The organism is Belnapia moabensis DSM 16746, assembly GCF_000745835.1.
Classification (GTDB): Bacteria; Pseudomonadota; Alphaproteobacteria; order Acetobacterales; family Acetobacteraceae; genus Belnapia; species Belnapia moabensis.
In genome coordinates this window covers 1-17,276 of sequence record NZ_JQKB01000020.1, presented here as the reverse complement: position 1 = coordinate 17,276, position 17,276 = coordinate 1, and the positions used below count along the sequence as shown (strand labels likewise).

The 17,276-nt window shown below is 69.0% G+C and carries 14 protein-coding genes and 1 pseudogene; 11 read left to right on the top strand and 4 right to left on the bottom strand.

The features are described 5' to 3' along the window. Positions 1–52 precede the first annotated feature (52 nt). The 10 genes from EP26_RS14490 (at position 53) to glpK (ending at position 11,287) form a co-directional block, all read left to right on the top strand. Positions 53–1,282, top strand: a complete 1,230-nt coding sequence (locus EP26_RS14490; protein WP_043339457.1) for a YeeE/YedE family protein — start codon at positions 53–55, stop codon at positions 1,280–1,282. A gap of 48 nt (positions 1,283–1,330) precedes the next feature. Further along, positions 1,331–2,125, top strand: a complete 795-nt coding sequence (locus tag EP26_RS14485; protein ID WP_281177086.1) for a DeoR/GlpR family DNA-binding transcription regulator — start codon at positions 1,331–1,333, stop codon at positions 2,123–2,125. Between the two features lie 90 nt (positions 2,126–2,215). Beyond that, complete coding sequence (gene glpD / locus EP26_RS14480) at positions 2,216–3,742, top strand: glycerol-3-phosphate dehydrogenase (RefSeq protein ID WP_043339456.1); 1,527 nt, start codon at positions 2,216–2,218, stop codon at positions 3,740–3,742. Next, positions 3,739–4,815, top strand: coding sequence for an ABC transporter ATP-binding protein (locus EP26_RS14475; protein ID WP_043339455.1), 1,077 nt, complete (start codon positions 3,739–3,741; stop codon positions 4,813–4,815). The genes glpD and EP26_RS14475 overlap by 4 nt, the downstream gene beginning before the upstream one ends. Continuing rightward, positions 4,815–5,873 carry an ABC transporter ATP-binding protein gene (locus tag EP26_RS14470; RefSeq protein WP_043339453.1) on the top strand — a complete coding sequence of 353 codons (1,059 nt, stop codon included), beginning with the start codon at positions 4,815–4,817 and terminating at the stop codon, positions 5,871–5,873. Before EP26_RS14475 ends, EP26_RS14470 begins: the two co-directional genes overlap by 1 nt. Before the next feature lie 3 nt (positions 5,874–5,876). Beyond that, complete coding sequence (locus EP26_RS14465; RefSeq protein ID WP_043339452.1) at positions 5,877–6,764, top strand: carbohydrate ABC transporter permease; 888 nt, start codon at positions 5,877–5,879, stop codon at positions 6,762–6,764. Continuing rightward, a complete protein-coding gene (locus EP26_RS14460) occupies positions 6,761–7,630 on the top strand; it encodes a carbohydrate ABC transporter permease (protein WP_084112553.1) in 870 nt (289 codons plus the stop codon). The genes EP26_RS14465 and EP26_RS14460 overlap by 4 nt, the downstream gene beginning before the upstream one ends. Then, the gene (locus tag EP26_RS14455) at positions 7,630–7,911 is read left to right on the top strand and encodes a DUF2160 domain-containing protein (protein ID WP_043339451.1); all 282 of its coding nucleotides are present in this window, start codon (positions 7,630–7,632) and stop codon (positions 7,909–7,911) included. Before EP26_RS14460 ends, EP26_RS14455 begins: the two co-directional genes overlap by 1 nt. A 53-nt stretch (positions 7,912–7,964) precedes the next feature. After that, positions 7,965–9,740, top strand: coding sequence for an ABC transporter substrate-binding protein (locus tag EP26_RS14450; RefSeq protein ID WP_245624402.1), 1,776 nt, complete (start codon positions 7,965–7,967; stop codon positions 9,738–9,740). A gap of 53 nt (positions 9,741–9,793) precedes the next feature. Then, positions 9,794–11,287 (top strand): glycerol kinase GlpK, encoded by a 1,494-nt coding sequence (gene glpK / locus EP26_RS14445; RefSeq protein WP_043339450.1) that lies wholly within the window; start codon positions 9,794–9,796, stop codon positions 11,285–11,287. A gap of 55 nt (positions 11,288–11,342) precedes the next feature. Here the strand turns inward: glpK and EP26_RS14440 are convergent, their stop codons facing one another. Continuing rightward, complete coding sequence (locus tag EP26_RS14440) at positions 11,343–12,110, bottom strand: DUF3891 family protein (protein ID WP_052389197.1); 768 nt, start codon at positions 12,108–12,110, stop codon at positions 11,343–11,345. A gap of 253 nt (positions 12,111–12,363) precedes the next feature. Beyond that, complete coding sequence (locus tag EP26_RS14435; protein ID WP_043339449.1) at positions 12,364–13,761, bottom strand: CoA transferase; 1,398 nt, start codon at positions 13,759–13,761, stop codon at positions 12,364–12,366. 58 nt (positions 13,762–13,819) lie between these two features. Between EP26_RS14435 and EP26_RS14430 the strand changes: the two genes are divergently transcribed. Next, complete coding sequence (locus EP26_RS14430; protein ID WP_157033544.1) at positions 13,820–14,203, top strand: hypothetical protein; 384 nt, start codon at positions 13,820–13,822, stop codon at positions 14,201–14,203. Positions 14,204–14,386: 183 nt separating this feature from the next. On the opposite strand, the gene EP26_RS14425 is transcribed toward EP26_RS14430, so the two are convergent. Both EP26_RS14425 and EP26_RS37485 read right to left on the bottom strand, forming a co-directional pair. Beyond that, positions 14,387–15,568, bottom strand: coding sequence for an HlyD family type I secretion periplasmic adaptor subunit (locus EP26_RS14425; RefSeq protein WP_084112552.1), 1,182 nt, complete (start codon positions 15,566–15,568; stop codon positions 14,387–14,389). Between the two features lie 245 nt (positions 15,569–15,813). After that, positions 15,814–16,818, bottom strand: a pseudogene (locus EP26_RS37485) (putative Ig domain-containing protein); the annotation flags it as partial. Between the last annotated feature and the right edge of the window lie 458 nt (positions 16,819–17,276).

The window sequence follows — 17,276 nt, the reverse complement described above, 5'->3', positions numbered from 1 at the left end:
TCGGGACCGGCCCTATCTAGCGTGTGACGGGTTCGACAGGATTGGAGTTGGCATGTCCGCGACGAGCATGGCCGCCCCGGTGGGGGTGCGGCAGGTCGCTATCAATGTCCCGGCGGCGCTGATCGCCGGAGCGCTGCTGCTGCTGGGCGGCGGCGTCATCGCGCAGGCGGTCAGCCCGCGGCAGGCGGAACTGTTCCTGCTCGGGGCGGCGCTGGGGCTGGTGCTGTATCACGCGGCCTTCGGCTTCACCTCGGCCTGGCGTGTTTTCATCGCCGACCGGCGTGGGGCGGGGCTGCGGGCACAGATGGTGATGCTGGCCGTCGCGGTACTGCTGTTCTTTCCGGTGCTGGCGACGGGGACGCTGTTCGGCGAGCCGGTGCGGGGGCTGGTGTCGCCGGTCGGCGTCTCGGTCGTGTTCGGCGCCTTCCTCTTCGGCATCGGGATGCAGATGGGCGGGGGCTGCGCCTCGGGCACCCTTTATACTGTAGGCGGCGGTTCGGTGCGGATGCTGCTGACGCTGGCGGCCTTCATCGCCGGCTCTGCGCTGGGGGCGGCGCATCTGCACTGGTGGTCGGCGCTGCCGCATCTGGAGCCTGTGTCTGTGGTGCAGGCATGGGGAGTGGTGCCGGCGCTTGCCGCCAATCTTGCGGTCTTTGCCGGCATCGCTTGGCTGACGGTAATTCTGGAGCGGCGACGGCATGGGCGGCTGGTGACGCCGCCGGATGCGCCGCGGCGGGGCCTCGCCCGGCTGCTGCGCGGGCCCTGGCCGCTGGTCGCCGGGGCGGTGGCGCTGGCGGTGCTGAACTTCGTAACGCTGGCGCTGTCGGGGCGGCCCTGGGGGATCACCGCGGCCTTCGCCCTCTGGGGGTCCAAGGCGGCGGCTCTGATCGGGCTTGATCCGGCGAGCTGGCCTTATTGGCAGGCGCCCGGGCCGCGGGCAGCGCTGGAGGGGAGCGTGCTGACCGATGTCACTTCGGTGATGGATTTCGGCATCATCCTCGGCGCGCTGCTGGCTTCGGCGCTGGCGGGGCGGTTCTCGCCGGGCTGGCGGGTACCCTGGCGCTCGGCATTGGCCGCCGTGGTGGGTGGGGTGATGCTGGGCTATGGGGCACGGCTCGCCTATGGGTGCAATATCGGCGCCTATTTCTCGGGGATCGCCTCTGGCAGCCTGCATGGATGGGTCTGGATGGTGGCGGCCTTCTTCGGCAACTGGCTGGGGACGGGCATCCGGCCACTTTTCGGGCTGGAGGTGGAGCGGCTGCCGCGGCAGACGGGGTGCTGAGCGAGCTTTGCGCTTTCGTTTGAGGCGCGGTTGGCGCATCGTTATGGGGTGACGACGACACTGCCCCTTGCGGAACTTTCAGATCGGCAGCAGGCCATTTTGAGCTTGGCCCGTGGGGCTGGACGCGTCGGGGTGGAGGAGCTGGCGGCGCGCTTCGCCGTCAGCCCGCAGACCATCCGCAAGGACCTCAACCTGTTGCGCGACCTCGGTCTGCTGGCGCGACAGCATGGCGGGGCGATGCTGGCCTCGGGCGTCGCCAACGCCTCCTACGAGGCGCGACGGGCGCTGGCGCATGAGGAGAAGCGGCGGATCGCGGCGCGTTGCGCGGCGCTGATCCCGGACGGCTCCTCGCTCTTCATCAATATCGGCACGACGACGGAGGAGGTGGCGCGGGCGTTGACACGGCATCGCGATCTACTCGTCGTCACCAACAACATCCATGTCGTCTCCATCCTGCTGCCGAGCCCGGGGGTGGAGGTGGTGGTCGCCGGCGGGCCGGTGCGGCAGAGCGATGGCGGCATCGCGGGGGAGGCGACGGTGGACCTCGTCTCCGAGTTCAAGCTGGATTTCGCGGTGATCGGCGCCTCCGCCCTCGATGAGGATGGCAGCCTGCTGGACTACGACTACCGCGAGGTGCGGGTGTCGCGCGCCATCCTCGGCAATGCGCGGCAACCGATCCTGGTGGCGGATGCGGGGAAGTTCGAACGCTCGGCGCCGATCCGGATCGGCCATGTGCGGCAACTGCATACGGTGGTGACGGACCGGCCGCCGCCGCAGCGTTTCACCGAAGCCTGCCGGGAGGCGGGAACGCACGTGGAGCTGGCGGGAAGCGAAACCCGGTGAGGTGCGGTTAAGGCGCGGAATTTTCGCTTGCGCTTTCGGATGGGCTGAGGAAGCATCACCGTAAGGGTCAGGGAAGGTCGCGTGGCAGCAATGGGCAACAGCCAGGTTCAGGATCTCCTCGTCATCGGCGGGGGCGTGAATGGCTGCGGCATCGCGCGTGACGCGGTAGGGCGGGGCCTCTCCGTAACCCTTGCCGAGAAGGGCGACCTGGCGGGCGCGACCTCCTCCTCCTCCACCAAGCTGATCCATGGCGGGTTGCGTTATCTCGAGTACCGGGAGTTTCGCCTGGTGCGGGAGGCGCTGATCGAGCGCGAGGTGCTGCTGCGGGCGGCGCCGCATATCGTCTGGCCGCTGCGCTTCGTGCTGCCGCACAATGCGGGGCAGCGGCCCTGGCCGATCCTCAGGCTTGGGCTCTTCCTCTATGACCATCTGGGCGGGCGGCGCATCCTGCCGCCGACGCGCAGCGTCGATCTGCGGCGGGACCCGGTGGGGGCGCCGCTCAAGCCCGAGTTGACGCGCGGCTTCGAATATTCCGATTGCTGGGTGGAGGACGCACGGCTCGTCGTGCTGAATGCGCGGGATGCGGCAGATCGTGGCGCGACCGTCAGGACAAGGACCCGCGTGGCCTCCGCCCGGCGCGAGGGTGGGCTGTGGCATGCGACGCTGCGCGACGAGGACAGCGGCGCCGTCAGCGAGGTGCAGGCGCGGGCGCTGGTGAATGCGGCGGGGCCCTGGGTGGGCTCGGTGCTCGGCGGTGTCGCAGGCGTCAACACGCCGGCGCGAGTCAGGATGGTGAAGGGCAGCCATATCGTCACCCGGCGGCTCTATGAGCACGACCGTTGCTACATCTTCCAGAATCCGGATGGACGGATCTGCTTCTCGATTCCTTATGAGGAAGACTTCATGCTCATCGGCACAACCGATGAGGAGTTCGAGGGCGATCCGGCGACAGCGAAGATCTCCGAGGCGGAGACCGCCTATCTCTGCCGTGCGGTGAGCGAGTATTTCCGCCAGCCCGTCACGCCCGCCGATGTGGTCTGGAGCTATTCCGGGGTGCGGCCGCTCTATGACGACGGCGCGTCGAAGGCGCAGGAGGCGACGCGCGACTACGTCCTCAAAATCGACGAGGCGGAGGGCGGGGCGCCGCTGCTCAGCGTCTTCGGCGGCAAGATCACCACCTATCGACGGTTGGCCGAGGCGGCGATGGCGAAGCTGGCGCCGCATTTTCCGGGGCTGAAGCCGGGCTGGACGGATGCCGCCTCGCTGCCGGGGGGCGACTTTCCCTGGGACGGGGCGCCGGCATTGGTCGAGGCGTTGCGGCGCGACTATCCCTTCATCGAGGCCAAGCTGGCGCGACGGCTCGTCCGGCAATACGGCACGCGGGCCGTGCGGGTGCTGGGGGATGCGCGCGGTATGGAGGATCTCGGCCAGCATTTCGGCGCCGGGCTGACGGCGCGCGAGGTGGATTGGCAGATGCGGGAGGAATGGGCCCGCGCGCCAGCCGATGTGCTGTGGCGGCGGAGCAAGCTTGGGCTGCGGGTCGATCAGGCGGGGCAGGCGGCGCTGGCGGAGTATATGGACGCGGCGCGGGCTGCGGCCGGGAGGGCGGCGGAATGACGGTGCGGGCGGAAGGGCTGGCGCTGTCCTCCGGCGGCGAGGCGGTGCTGCATCCCGTGACGCTGGAGTTGCAGCCGGAGCTGCCGAATGTGCTTCTCGGCCCGACCGGCGCAGGCAAGACGACGCTGCTGCGGCTGCTGGCGGGGCTGGATCGTCCGAGCGAGGGGCGGCTTTTCGCCGAGGGGCGGGAGGTGACGGGGCAGCCGGTGCGGCGGCGGAGCGTCGCCATGGTGTATCAGCAGTTCATCAACTATCCGACGCTCTCGGTATTCGAGAATATAGCCTCGCCGCTGCGGGTGGCGGGGCTCAAGCGGGCGGAGATCGAAGGGCGGGTACGCGAAGCGGCGCGGCTGCTGCGGCTGGAGCCCTATCTGGCACGGCGGCCGCTGGAGTTGTCCGGCGGACAGCAGCAGCGGACAGCGATCGCGCGGGCGCTCGTCAAGCGCGCGTCGCTGGTCTTGATGGATGAGCCGTTGGCCAATCTCGACTATAAGCTGCGCGAGGAATTGCGAGAGGAATTGCCGAAGCTCTTCGCCGAGACCGGATCGGTCTTCGTCTATGCGACGACGGAGCCGGCGGAGGCGCTGCTGCTGGGCGGGTTCGTCGCCACGCTCTCGGAAGGGCGGGTTACGCAGTTCGGGCGGGCGGGCGAGGTGTTCCGCCGGCCGGGCAATCTGGCGACGGCGCGGGTCTTCTCCGATCCGCCGCTGAACGAGGCGCCGGCGCGGGCCGAGGGCGGGCGGCTGGTGCTCGGCTCGGGCGCGGTCATGCCGGCGCCGGCGGGCGTCGTGGATGGGGAGTGCACCATCGGCATCCGCGCGCATCAGGTCTCGCTGGAGCCGCTGCCGGGTGCGGTCGCCCTGCCGGCGGTGGTGCGCGTGGCGGAGGTGACGGGTTCCGAGACCTACGTGCATTGCAGCTTCGGCGGGATGGATTGGGTTGTGCTCACGCCCGGCGTGCAGCGGCCGGAGCCGGGGCAGGAGGTTACGCTCTGGCTCGATCCGCAGCGTTGCCTGGTCTTCGGCGCGGATGGCAGGCTTACTGCGGTCGCGGCGCTGGCGGAGGCTGCCTGATGGCTCGCATCGCCTTCGAGCGCCTGGCGCATGGCTATCCTGGCAGCAGCGCCTATGCTCTGAAGCCGATGGACATGGTCTGGGAGGATGCGGGCGCCTATGCGCTGCTTGGTCCCTCGGGCTGCGGTAAGACGACGCTGCTGAACATCGTCTCCGGGCTGTTGCGGCCGCGGGAGGGACGGGTGTCGTTCGACGGGCGTGATGTCACGGCGCTGTCGACCGAGCGGCGCAACGTGGCGCAAGTCTTTCAATTCCCTGTCGTCTACGACACGATGACGGTGCGGGAGAACCTGGCCTTCCCGTTGCGCAACCGCGGCGTGCCGGCGGCGGCGGTGCGGGCGCGCGTCGAGCATGTAGCGGGGCTGCTTGGGCTGACCGCGATGCTGGATCGGCGGGCGCGCAATCTCGGAGCCGATGACAAGCAGAAGATCTCGCTCGGGCGTGGGCTGGTGCGGGATGACGTCGCCGCGATCCTATTCGACGAGCCGCTGACCGTCATCGACCCGCATCTGAAGTGGGAGCTGCGCTCGCGGCTGAAGGAGCTGCATCGCCAGGTGCCGGTGACGATGATCTATGTCACCCATGACCAGACCGAGGCGCTCACCTTCGCCGACCGGGTGGTGGTGATGAGCGAGGGCGAAGTGGTGCAGGTCGGCACGCCGGAGGCGCTGTTCGACCGGCCGGCGCATAGCTTCGTCGGGCATTTCATCGGCTCGCCGGGAATGAACTTCCTGCCCTGTGCGGTGGAGGGCGATACCGCGATCCTCGCCGGCGGGCACAAGGTCGGGCTGCCGCGTGCCTATCCGCAACTGGCGGGCAAGGTGGAGCTTGGCATCCGGCCGGAATTCGCGGCGGTCGCCATGGACGGGTTGCCGGTGACGGTGCGGCGCGTCGAGGATCTCGGGCGGCGGCGCATCGCGCGGGTGGAACTGGACGGAGTGCCCTTCGCCGCAACCCTGCCGGAGGGGATGGCGGTGCCGGCGGAGCCACGCCTCGCCCTCGATCCGGCGCGTCTGCATGTTTATGCCGATGGCCGCCTGGCCGAAGGAGAGGGCTGAGCGATGGCCAAGCCGCTCGATAACCGCGCCTGGTTCCTGGTGCTGCCGGTGGTGGCGCTGGTCGCCTTCTCCGCCCTCATCCCGGTGATGACGGTGGTGAACTACTCGGTGCAGGACAGCTTCGGGAATAACGAGTTCTTCTGGAACGGCACGGGCTGGTTCAAGGAGCTGCTCGATCCCTCGACCGATCTCGGCGGGCGCTTCTTCGATGCGCTGTGGCGGACGCTGCTGTTCAGTGCGCTCTGCCTGCTGATCGAGGTGCCGCTCGGCATCGGCGTGGCGTTGACCCTGCCGCGAAAGGGCTGGGGCGTGGCGGCCTCGCTCGTGTTGCTGGCGCTGCCGCTGCTGATCCCCTGGAATGTGGTGGGGACGATCTGGCAGGTCTTCGCGCGGCGGGATATCGGTCTGCTGGGCGCGGCGGTGAACGGGCTCGGCATCGAGTACAACTATGCGCAGACGCCGCTGGCGGCCTGGGTGACCGTGGTGGCCATGGATGTGTGGCATTGGACGTCGCTCGTCGTGCTGCTCTGCTATGCGGGCCTCAGGGCGATCCCCGACGCCTACTACCAGGCGGCCAAGGTTGATGGCGCCAGCAGCTGGGCGGTGTTCCGCGCCATCCAGTTGCCGAAGATGCAGCGGGTGCTGACCATCGCCATCCTGCTGCGCTTCATGGACAGCTTCATGATCTATACCGAGCCCTTCGTCGTCACCGGTGGCGGGCCGGGCAATGCTACGACCTTCCTGTCCATCGACCTCGTCAAGATAGCGCTTGGGCAGTTCGACCTTGGCAAGGCGGCGGCGATGTCGATCGTCTACAACCTGATCGTGCTGACGGTGTGCTGGGTGTTCTTCGCCACCACGACGCGCAGCCAGAGCGAGGCGGTGCAATGAGCGGCGCGACCTTGGCCCCGGCGGCTCTCGCCGAGACGCGCACTCCGGCGGAGAGCGGTGCGCTGCGCGCCGCCGTGCCGCGGGTGGTGCTGGGGCTCTACCTTCTGTTCCTGCTCGTGCCGATCTATTGGCTCGTCAACATGAGCCTGAAGACGAATCTCGAGATCAATTCCGGGATGACGCTCTGGCCGCAGAACCCGACGCTGGAGCATTACCGGCGCATCTTCACCGATGCCTCCTGGTACAGCGGCTACATAAACAGCCTGACCTATGTGGCGCTGAATACCGTGATTTCTCTCGCCGTGGCGCTGCCGGCAGCCTATGCCTTCAGCCGCTACCGGTTCCTCGGCGACAAGCACCTGTTCTTCTGGCTGCTGTCGAACCGGATGGCGCCGCCGGCGGTCTTCGCGCTACCCTTCTTCCAGCTTTACAGCGCGGTCGGGCTGTTCGACACGCCCTGGGCGGTGGCGCTGGCGCATTGCCTGTTCAACATCCCGCTCGCGGTTTGGATCCTCGAGGGCTTCATGTCGGGCGTGCCGCGCGAGATCGACGAGATGGCGGCGATCGACGGCTGGTCCTTCCCGGCCTTCTTCATCCGCCACTTCCTGCCGCTGGTGGCGGGCGGCGTCGGCGTCGCGGCCTTCTTCTGCTTCATGTTCTCCTGGGTAGAGCTGCTGCTGGCCCGCACCCTGACGACGGTGAATGCGAAGCCCATCGTGGCGACGATGACGCGCACGGTCTCGGCGGCAGGGATGGATTGGGGGCTGCTCGCGGCCGCGGGCGTGCTGACCATCATCCCGGGGGCGATCGTCATCTGGTTCGTCCGCAACCACATCGCGCGCGGCTTCGCGCTGGGGCGGGTGTGATGGCCCTCGGATGGATGGCCTGGACCTGGCAGACGGCGCTGTTCTTCGGCGCGCTGCTCTGCGTGCTGGCGGTGATGACGACGCTCGCCGCCTTGCGTCCGGAGCGGGACAGGATCGGCATGCTCGGCCTGCCGACGACGCGTGGCGACCGGCTGTTCCTGACGCTGCTCGGCGCCGCCTTCATCCATCTCGGCTGGCTGGCGCTGGCTGGGGATGCGCCGCTCTGGGGAGCGAGTATCGTATCCGTCATCTATGGGACGATATTGTTCCGCTGGGCCTGACCATAGGCGGTGGGCCATAAGGTTCGCCGTGCCTTGCTGAGGAGGGAAACGCAATGAATGCCATGACCCCGATGGGCCGCCGCAAATGGCTGCTCGGCAGCGCGGCAGTGCTCGCCGCGCCGGTGCTGCTCCGCCCGAGCCATTCTGTCGCGCAAGGCGTCGACGCCGCTCGGCGCTGGGTCGCGGAGGAATTCCAGCCCTCGACGCTGACGCAAGAGCAGCAGATGCAGGAGATGGAGTGGTTTGCCCGCGCGGCGCAGCCCTTCCGCGGCCAGGAGATCAACGTCGTCTCCGAGACCATCACCACCCATGAGTACGAAGCCCGGACGCTGGCGCGCGCCTTCTCCGAGATCACCGGCATCCGCCTGCGGCACGACCTGTTGCAGGAAGGCGATGTGGTCGAGAAGCTTCAGACGCAGATGCAGTCCGGCCGCAATGTCTACGATGCCTGGGTGAATGACAGCGACCTGATCGGCACGCATTTCCGCTACCAGCAGGCGGTGCCGTTGACCGACTGGATGGCAGGTGAAGGCCGCGACCAGACGCTGCCGACGCTCGACCTCGAGGATTTCATCGGCCGCAGCTTCGGCACCGGGCCGGACGGCAAGCTCTACCAGCTGCCGGACCAGCAATTCGCCAATGTCTACTGGTTCCGCTACGACTGGTTCAATCGGCCGGCGATCAAGGACGCCTTCAAGCGGCAGTTCGGCTACGACCTCGGCGTGCCGGTCAACTGGTCCGCCTATGAGGACATCGCCGAATTCTTCACCAACACGGTGAAGGAGATCGATGGGGTCAAGGTCTATGGCCACATGGACTACGGCAAGAAGGATCCCTCGCTCGGCTGGCGCTTCACCGATGCCTGGCTCTCCATGGCCGGCAATGGCGACCGCGGCATCCCGAACGGCAAGCCGGTCGACGAATGGGGCATCCGCATGGAGGGCTGCCGCCCGACCGGCTCCTCCATCGAGCGCGGCGGCGACACCAACGGGCCGGCGGCGGTCTACTCCATCACGAAGTATGTGGAATGGCTGAAGAAGTATGCTCCGCCCGAGGCGGCCGGCATGACCTTCTCCGAGAGCGGCCCGGTGCCGGCGCAGGGCAACATCGCCCAGCAGATGTTCTGGTACACCGCCTTTACCGCCGACATGGTGAAGCCGGGCCTCGCGGTGATGAACCCGGATGGTACGCCGCGCTGGCGCATGGCGCCCTCGCCGAAGGGCGCCTATTGGAAGGAAGGGATGAAGCTCGGCTACCAGGATGCGGGCTCCTGGACGCTGCTGAAGTCGACGCCGGTGGACCGGCGCCGCGCGGCCTGGCTCTACGCGCAGTTCTGCGTCTCCAAGTCGACCAGCCTGAAGAAGAGCCATGTCGGCCTCACCTTCATTCGCGAGAGTGACATCTGGCACCAGTCCTTCACCGAGCGGGCCAAGCAGCTCGGCGGGCTGATCGAGTTCTATCGTTCGCCGGCGCGGGTGCAGTGGACGCCGACGGGGGTGAACATTCCCGATTATCCGCGCCTGGCGCAGCTCTGGTGGCAGAATATCGGCGACGCCTCCTCGGGCGCGAAGACGCCGCAGGCGGCGATGGACTCGCTGGCGGCGGCGCAGGACAGCGTGCTCGAGCGGCTGCAGCGCGCCAATGTGCAGGGCGAGTGCGGCCCGCGGCTCAACCCGCGCACCAGCGCCGAGCAGTGGTACGAGCGGGCGGAGAAGGACGGCAACATCGCGCCGCAGCGGCGGCTCGCCAATGAGAAGCCGCAGGGCGAGACGGTCGATTACGACAAGCTCATCCAGAGCTGGCCGGCCAACCCGCCGCGCCGCGGCTGATCCCAAGGGCGGGGGCTTCGGCCCCCGCCATCCATCTAGCAGAGGTTCAATCCATGCCCGCCGAAGGCCATATCCTTGCCCTCGACCAGGGCACCACCTCGACCCGGGCGATCGTCTTCCGCACGCCCGACCTCGCGCCCGTTGCCTCTGCGCAGCAGGAATTCGCGCAGCATTATCCGCAATCCGGATGGGTGGAGCATGAGGCGGAGGATCTTTGGGAGACCTCGCTCGCGGTGATGCGGGAGGCGATCGGCAAGGCGGGGCTCGCGCCCGCGCAGATTGCCGGCATCGGCATCGCTAATCAGCGGGAGACGACGCTGATCTGGGACCGGCGCACCGGCCGGCCGATCCATCGCGCCATCGTCTGGCAGGATAGGCGGACGGCCTCGACTTGCGCGGCGTTGCGCGAGGCAGGGCATGCGGCGGCCGTCGCGGCGACGACGGGGCTGCTGATCGACCCCTATTTCTCGGCCACCAAGATCGCCTGGATGCTCGATGCCGTGCCCGGTGCGCGGGCCGCCGCCGAGCGGGGCGAACTGGCCTTCGGCACGGTCGACAGCTTCCTGCTCTGGCGCCTCACCGAGGGGCGCGTGCATGCGACGGATGCGACCAATGCGGCACGCACCATGCTCTTCGACATCCGCGCCGGCGCCTGGGACACAGCGATGTGCGAGCTGTTCCGCGTGCCAATGGGGATGCTGCCGGAGGTGCGGGACTGCGCGGCGGAATTCGGGGCGACGACGCTACTCGGCGCCTCGATCCCCGTGCTCGGCATCGCCGGGGACCAGCAGGCGGCGACAGTGGGGCAGGCCTGCTTCGAGCCGGGGATGGTGAAATCGACCTATGGGACGGGCTGCTTCGCCCTGCTGAACACGGGAGAGGCGCCGGTAGCCTCCAGCCATCGGCTGCTGACGACCATCGCCTATCAGCTGCGTGGCCGGCGGACCTATGCGCTGGAGGGGGCGATCTTCGTCGCCGGGGCGGCGGTGCAGTGGCTGCGCGACGGGCTGGGCATCATCGCCGATGCGGCCGAGAGCGGCGTGCTGGCGGAGCGGTCCGATCCGGCGGGGCGGCTCTATCTGGTGCCGGCCTTCGTCGGCCTCGGCGTGCCGCATTGGGATGCGGAGGCGCGCGGTAGCATCCATGGGCTGACCCGGGCCTCGGGCCGGGCGGATTTCGCTCGCGCGGCGCTGGAGAGCGTCGGCTACCAGACGCGCGATCTGGTGGCGGCCATGCAGGCGGATATGGGCGCCGGGGTGAGCGCAGTGCTGCGCGTCGATGGCGGCATGGTCGCCTCCGACTGGACGATGCAATTCCTGGCCGATGTGCTGGGGGCGCCGGTGGACCGGCCGGTCATCCGCGAGACGACGGCGCTCGGCGCGGGGTATCTCGCAGGATGGCAGGCGGGGCTTTGCCCGGAGCCTGCGGAATTCGCGGCGCGCTGGCAGCTCGACCGGCGCTTCACCCCGGCCATGGCCGAGGGGGAGCGGGAGGCGGCCTATGCCGGCTGGCGGCGGGCGGTGCAGCGGACCTTGTCCGACGCCTAGAGGCGTTTCCACATCATCGGCTTCGCTCAGGCTCAGGCATCGCAGCTGGGACCTGTCAGGCCGGGACCAGCGTCTCTGCCAGGGTGCTCCAGGTGGCTTCACGGAGGTCGCGGCGCATCGCCTCCTCGTCGGTCCAGCGGGTTTCGGCGGGGAGGCGGATCACCTCGCATTGCACCGTCAGCGTGCCCTCGCGGAAGGGCCATGGGTCCAGCGACCAGCGGGAGGGCCCCTGCCGCACGAGCTTCATCTTGCGGGTGGTGCCATCCGCCATCGGTGCCTCGCCGGCCTTGTCGGGATCGGCGAAGCAGAGGGCGAGGGAAAGGGCGTCGGTCACCGCGACGAGGGCGGAGTTCCGGTCGACCTGATCCTGTGTCACGCCGAGCCTGGCGATCCAGTCTGCCTGGAGAGCCGCCTCCTTGGCGGCGTTGCGGTCGATCGCGGCATGGTCCTCCGGTGGCAGGCTCTCCGGGTCCATGTACTCCGTGTAGACCCGTGTGCCGTGCAGGGAGATGAGCAGGGCTGGCCAGAGGCCGTAGGCGGCGCGGGCGATCTCCACGCCGCGCGCCCACATGGGGGCATGGACCGCCGGGCCGAGCCGGGTAAAGGGGTGGGGCAGTCCGGTCTCGGTGTCGAGGGTCGGGGCGGTTTCCCAGGACAACCAAGCGATGTCGTGCTGTTCGGCGGCGAGGATGACCTCCGGCGCCGGATCCGGCTGGGCGAAGCCGGGAGCGCCCCAGGCGGCCATCATCTGGCCCGACAGCAGGGCATGGGAGGGTTGGGAGATGAGAAGGCGGATGCCGTTCTCCGGGCTGCGCAGGATCATGGGACATCAACGCACGAACAATGCTTTGGGATACGGCAGTTGCTGAAATGCCTGGGTTGGGGGCGGTACCCGGAGCGTATCCGCCTGGGTCGGGCATCATGGCTCGCAACGGCTATCCGGGGGAGGCCCTTATGGTTTCCGCCTGCAGCCCGACCCGGAGCGTCGCCGTGACGCCGCATTGCGAACTCCCCTGCGGCTGCGCCGCTTCCGCCCCTGCGCAGCCCCACGGCGGCAATGGCTGGGACACCGGCGCTCACGCCGTCCTGGCATGGCTCCAGGACGCTTCCGCTGAACCGAGTGCCGAGGCGGGACGGTCCCAACGCAACACTGTATCGCCGATCCGCAGGGGCGAGCTTAGGCGCAGGGCCGGGCCCCATGCCGTCAGCTCGGTTTCCGGCGCATAGTCTTCGTCCCGGCGCCCGGCGAAATCGGGCCCTGGCGATGCGCCGCTGTGCTCGGTCAGTGCCAGGGCCGTCCGTGTCAGGGAGAGCCTGGCGGTGACGGCGAGCCCCTCCCGCAGCCGGGCCGCCAAGCCGCGGATCGCCGAAGCCGCGATGAGATAGCCCGTCGCGTGGTCGAGCGCCTGGACGGGGAGCGGCACGGGCCTGTCCGCGCCCTTCCAGGCCATCCCCGCCGCCGCGATGCCGGTGGACATCTGCACCAGGCTGTCGAAGCCGCGCCGGCCGGCCCAGGGGCCGGTCCAGCCATAGGCACAGAGCGACACGTCGATGAGGCCGGGATTGACCCGCCGCCGCTCCGTCGGACCGTAACCCAGCCCGTCGAGTGCGCCCGGGCGGTAGCCGTGCACCAGGATGTCGGCCCCGGCGAGCAGTGCCTCGAAGCGCCGCCTGTCCGCCGTTTGGCGCAGGTCGAGCCGGGCACAGCGCTTGCCGGGTGTGACATCGGGCGCGATGGACGGCTCCTCCCAGCCTGGAGGGTCGATCCGCAGCACCTCCGCCCCCAGCCCGGCCAGGAAGCGCGTGGCGATCGGCCCGGCCAGGACGCGGGTGAGGTCAAGGACCCGGATTCCCGCCAGCGGCCGGGCGGGGTCGGGCCGCCAGGACGAGGCCGGGGCGGCGGCCCGATCGAGCGCGATCAAGGGCTCGGCGCGGACGGCCCGGCCCTGGGCGTGGACCCGCCAGGCCGCCATGTCACGCATGGCAGCGGCGCAGCCCCCCGCGCTCAGGATGGCGGTTTCCAGCTCGCCGGCGGCGAATCGGGAGACTGCCGATGCGACTGCCTCCCGCTCCCCCGCGCAGTCCAGCACGGCGAGCGCCGCGGCCCGATGGTGCGGGGCGTTGGTATGTAGCCGGATCCAGCCATCCGCCGCCCGGTAGTCGCCGGCGATGGGGTCCCAGGGGTTGGGCATCTCCCAGCCCTGCGGCCGCAGGGAGAAGATGAACCAGGCGGATGCCAGGTGCCGGTCCACCGTGACGGCAGAGGAGGGGCCATCGAGGCTCAGCAGCCCGGACACCGCGAGGCCTGCGGCGGCGATCGCCGCCGTGGCGAGGTCCGTAACCGGGAAGCAGGAGGGGAGGCTTCCCTCGCCTGCGACCACCAGCCGTTCCGCCAGGGCGGCAGGCAGCGCCAGGGCGTCGAGCGCTTCCGCAAGGATGGCGTGAGAGGGGGTAGGGGCGGGGTGCTCGGGCATGGTCGGCCTCCTGATGGCGAGGCTAGGCTGTGGCCGGTCGACCCGCCGATCAATCCTGATGAAGCTCGTCAACATGCGGGAATGGCTCGACCGCCCCGACGCGCTCCGCATCCTCGGCGTGAAGGCGAAGACGCTCAATGCCTATGTCAGCCGCGGCCTGATCGAGGCGAGGCGGCATCCCGAATTGCGGTACAGCCTCTATCGGTCCGAGGAGGTGACGGTCCTGGCCCGCCGGCAGGGCCGGAGCCGGAAGCAGGCGGCCATCGCAGCGGGCTTCATGGCCTGGGGCGAGCCCTCGGTGCCGACCACGATCAGCACCGTCCATCGGAGGCGCCGGATTTATCGCGGGATCGATGCCGTTGCCCTGTCGCTCGAGGCGATGCTGGAAGAGGTCGCTCGCCTGTTTTGGGACGGTGGGAAGGCTGTGGATTCTAGCGGCTAGCGGTGGCAACGCTCTTCCAGGTGTAGGCCGGGCTGATGCCGGAGGGCGAGGCCTCACGGGCCGTGGCAAGGAGCGCCTGTGCAGCGAAGCGCATATCACTTTCTTGCATCTCGCCGCAGCCTGAGGAGTGCCGCCCGGTACGGCGCCGTCGACTAATCAGGCGTTGAGGCCTGAAGGTCGTCCTCATTCTTCACGGAATGCTCTGACAAAGTAATCCGACATCGGCTTGGTGAGGTAGGACAGCACCGTGCGGTCCCCGGTGCGAATGAAGCTCTCGACCGGCATCCCGGGGACCAGGCGCACCGCACCCAGCTTCTCCTCCTCGCCCTCGGCGATGCTTATCCGGACTGGATAGTACTGCAGGCCGGATCGCTGGTCGGTCATCAGGTCTGCAGCGATCAGGCGAACATGGCCACGCAGCTCCGGCGTTGTCCGCTGGTTGAGAGCGGAGAGGCGCAGCACCGTGTCCTGTCCCGGTGTGAGCTGGTCGATGTCCTGCGGTGCCACCTTCACCTCGATGGTAAGGGCGTCCGCCTCGGGCATGACCAACATCAGCTGCTCGCCGGGCGCGATGACGCCGCCGACGGTATGCACGGTGGACTGGTACACGATACCGTCCTGCGGCGCGCGGATGTCGATGCGCCGCAGCTGGTCCTCGGCCGCAACCCGGCGCTCCACCATCTCGGCGATACGCGCCTCGACTTCCCGCAACTCTTTGGCGGTCTCGCTACGGAGATCCTGATCGATCTGCAGAATCTGTAGCTGGGTTTCGCTGATCCGTCCCCGGGCCTGGGCGATGCTCGAGAGAATCTGCCCGTGTTCCCCGCGCAGCCGGGTCTCTTCCCGGCGCAGCAGCGTTAGCCGGTTCATCGCCACCAGGTTCTGCCGCCAGAGGTGCTCGACCCCGCTGAGTTCCTCCTGGATGAGGCGGATCTCGTCGGCCTTGGCCAAGCCCTGCAGGCGGAGGCCGGCAATCTGCTCGTCGAGCTGGGAGACCCGCTCGCGCAGCTGGGCCTTCTGGCCCTCACGCGACAGGCGCCGGTTCTCGAACAGCCGCGCCTCGCTCCGCCACTGCACATAGGCCTGCGGATCGAGGCCGGCAGGCAGGGGGGCCATCGCCTCGCGTCCGTCGCGCTCGGCCTCCAGCCTGGCCTGGCGCGCCGCGAGCTCGCCGAGGCCCTTGGTCAGCATGGAGACATTCGCCTGGGCCACCGTCTCGTCGAGCCGGATGACCACATCGCCGGCCCGCACCCGGTCACCGTCGCGGGCCAGGATCTGGCCGATGACGCCGCCGGTCGGGTGCTGCACCTTCTTCGCGTTGCTTTCGACCACGACACTGCCGGCCGCCGCGACCGCGCCGGAAATCTCGGTGGCGACGGACCAGCCGCCGAGGCCGCGCCGTTCACGTCGCGGCTAGGAGCCGTGAAGCCGGTGCCCGTGTTCCCGACCTCGCGCTTCTGGGTAAGAGCCGCGCCGGTGCCCGTGTTGTCGCTGATGACGAAGGTTTCGGCCTGGATGGTGAGCTGGAAGGGCGTGCCGGTCGTGCCGCCGATGATGACGGAGGTGGTGGCCTCGGCCTCGTTGCCAGCGGCGTCGGTGACGAAGACGGTTGCGGTTCTGGTGCCGGCAGGCAGGGCAGAGCCGTTGAAGACGAAGTCGCCGTCGGCATCGGGCAGGACGGTGGTGCGGGTGGCGCCGCCGTCGAAGCTGATCTCGGTCTTGACGATGTCGGTGTCGCGGCCGGCGATATTGAAGTTGATGGAGGCGGCGCCAGTTTGGTTGAGTGGCTCATCCGGCCCGGAGAGGAAGAGGTTGCCGTCGGCATCGGCGGTGGTGTCGGTCGGGGTCCCGACCGGGACGATTTCGAGGCTGTCGAGGTTGGGGCCGGAGGTGGCGCCGGTGGGAATGGCGAAGGAGATAGTGTTAGTGCCGGCCTGGAGGGTCACAGTCTGGGTCAGGGTACCCCAGACATTGAAGCCCTGCTCGGCGACTGGTCCAGTGCCCGGGCCAGTGCTCGGGAAGGGGACGGTGGTGGGGGTGCCGTTGTTGACGGCGATGGCGAGGGAGCGGTCCGCTCCGTTGAACGGGGCGGAGGCGTAGCGCACGTTAAGCGTGTACGCGCCTGCCGTCTCGATTTGGACGGTGTAGGTGACGCGGTCGCCGCCGTCATTGCCGAAGTCGAGGTAGCCCGTACCGGTGAAGCCGGGGCGGAGACCGTTCGGCAGATCGGGGTTGCTCTCCCGATTGCTTGGATCCCGGATCTGCGTGCTTTGGGTGTCTGCCGCGGCCGCCAGCGTGACCTGACCCGTTTCAGCCTGGATCAGGATCGGCGCCGCCGGTTCTTGCTCCTCGGGAGCGATGGTGAGGTTGAAGGTGTCGGTGGCGGTTGCGCCGGCTGTGTCGGTGGCGGTGACGGTCAGCTGATAGGTGCCGGCCGCGGTCGGGGTGCCGGAGAGGGTGCGGGTCTCGGCGTTGTAGGTGACGCCCTGGGGCAGGCCGGTGAGGCTGAACGTCAGCGCATCGTTGTCCGGGTCGGTGAAGGCGTTGGACGGCAGGACGACGTTCAGCGCCTCGCCGACCTGGCCGGTCTGGTCGGCGATGGGGGCCGCCAGCACCGGCGCAGCGTTCTCCGGCTCCTCCGGTGCGGGCTTGGGTGTCAACTCGACATAGTCGATGCGGGCGAATTCGAGGTTGTCCGAGGTGGCGCGCAGCTCGAGCACGGAGTTGGCGCCGACCGCGACGTTGGCGAAGGTCACCTCGCGCAGGTTGGCGATCTGGGTGCCGTTGCCCGGCGTCGCCTGGTCGAAGCGCCAGTCGCCGACCTTGACGCCGTCGACATAAAGCGAGGCACCGATGTTGCTGTCGTTCTCGTCGAGATAGGCGATGCGGACGTCGTAGGTGCCGGCCGCCACGCCCACATCGGCGAGGTCGGTCGAGGTCGTGCCGCTCTGGCCCGAGGGCAGGCGGATCACCTGGCCGCCGGAGGTGCCGGCGATGGTCTCGAAGGTGAAGCCGGTGCGACGCTCGAAGGCTTCCGCCTCGATCCGCACCGGCGCTGCCGGCTCCTGGTCCT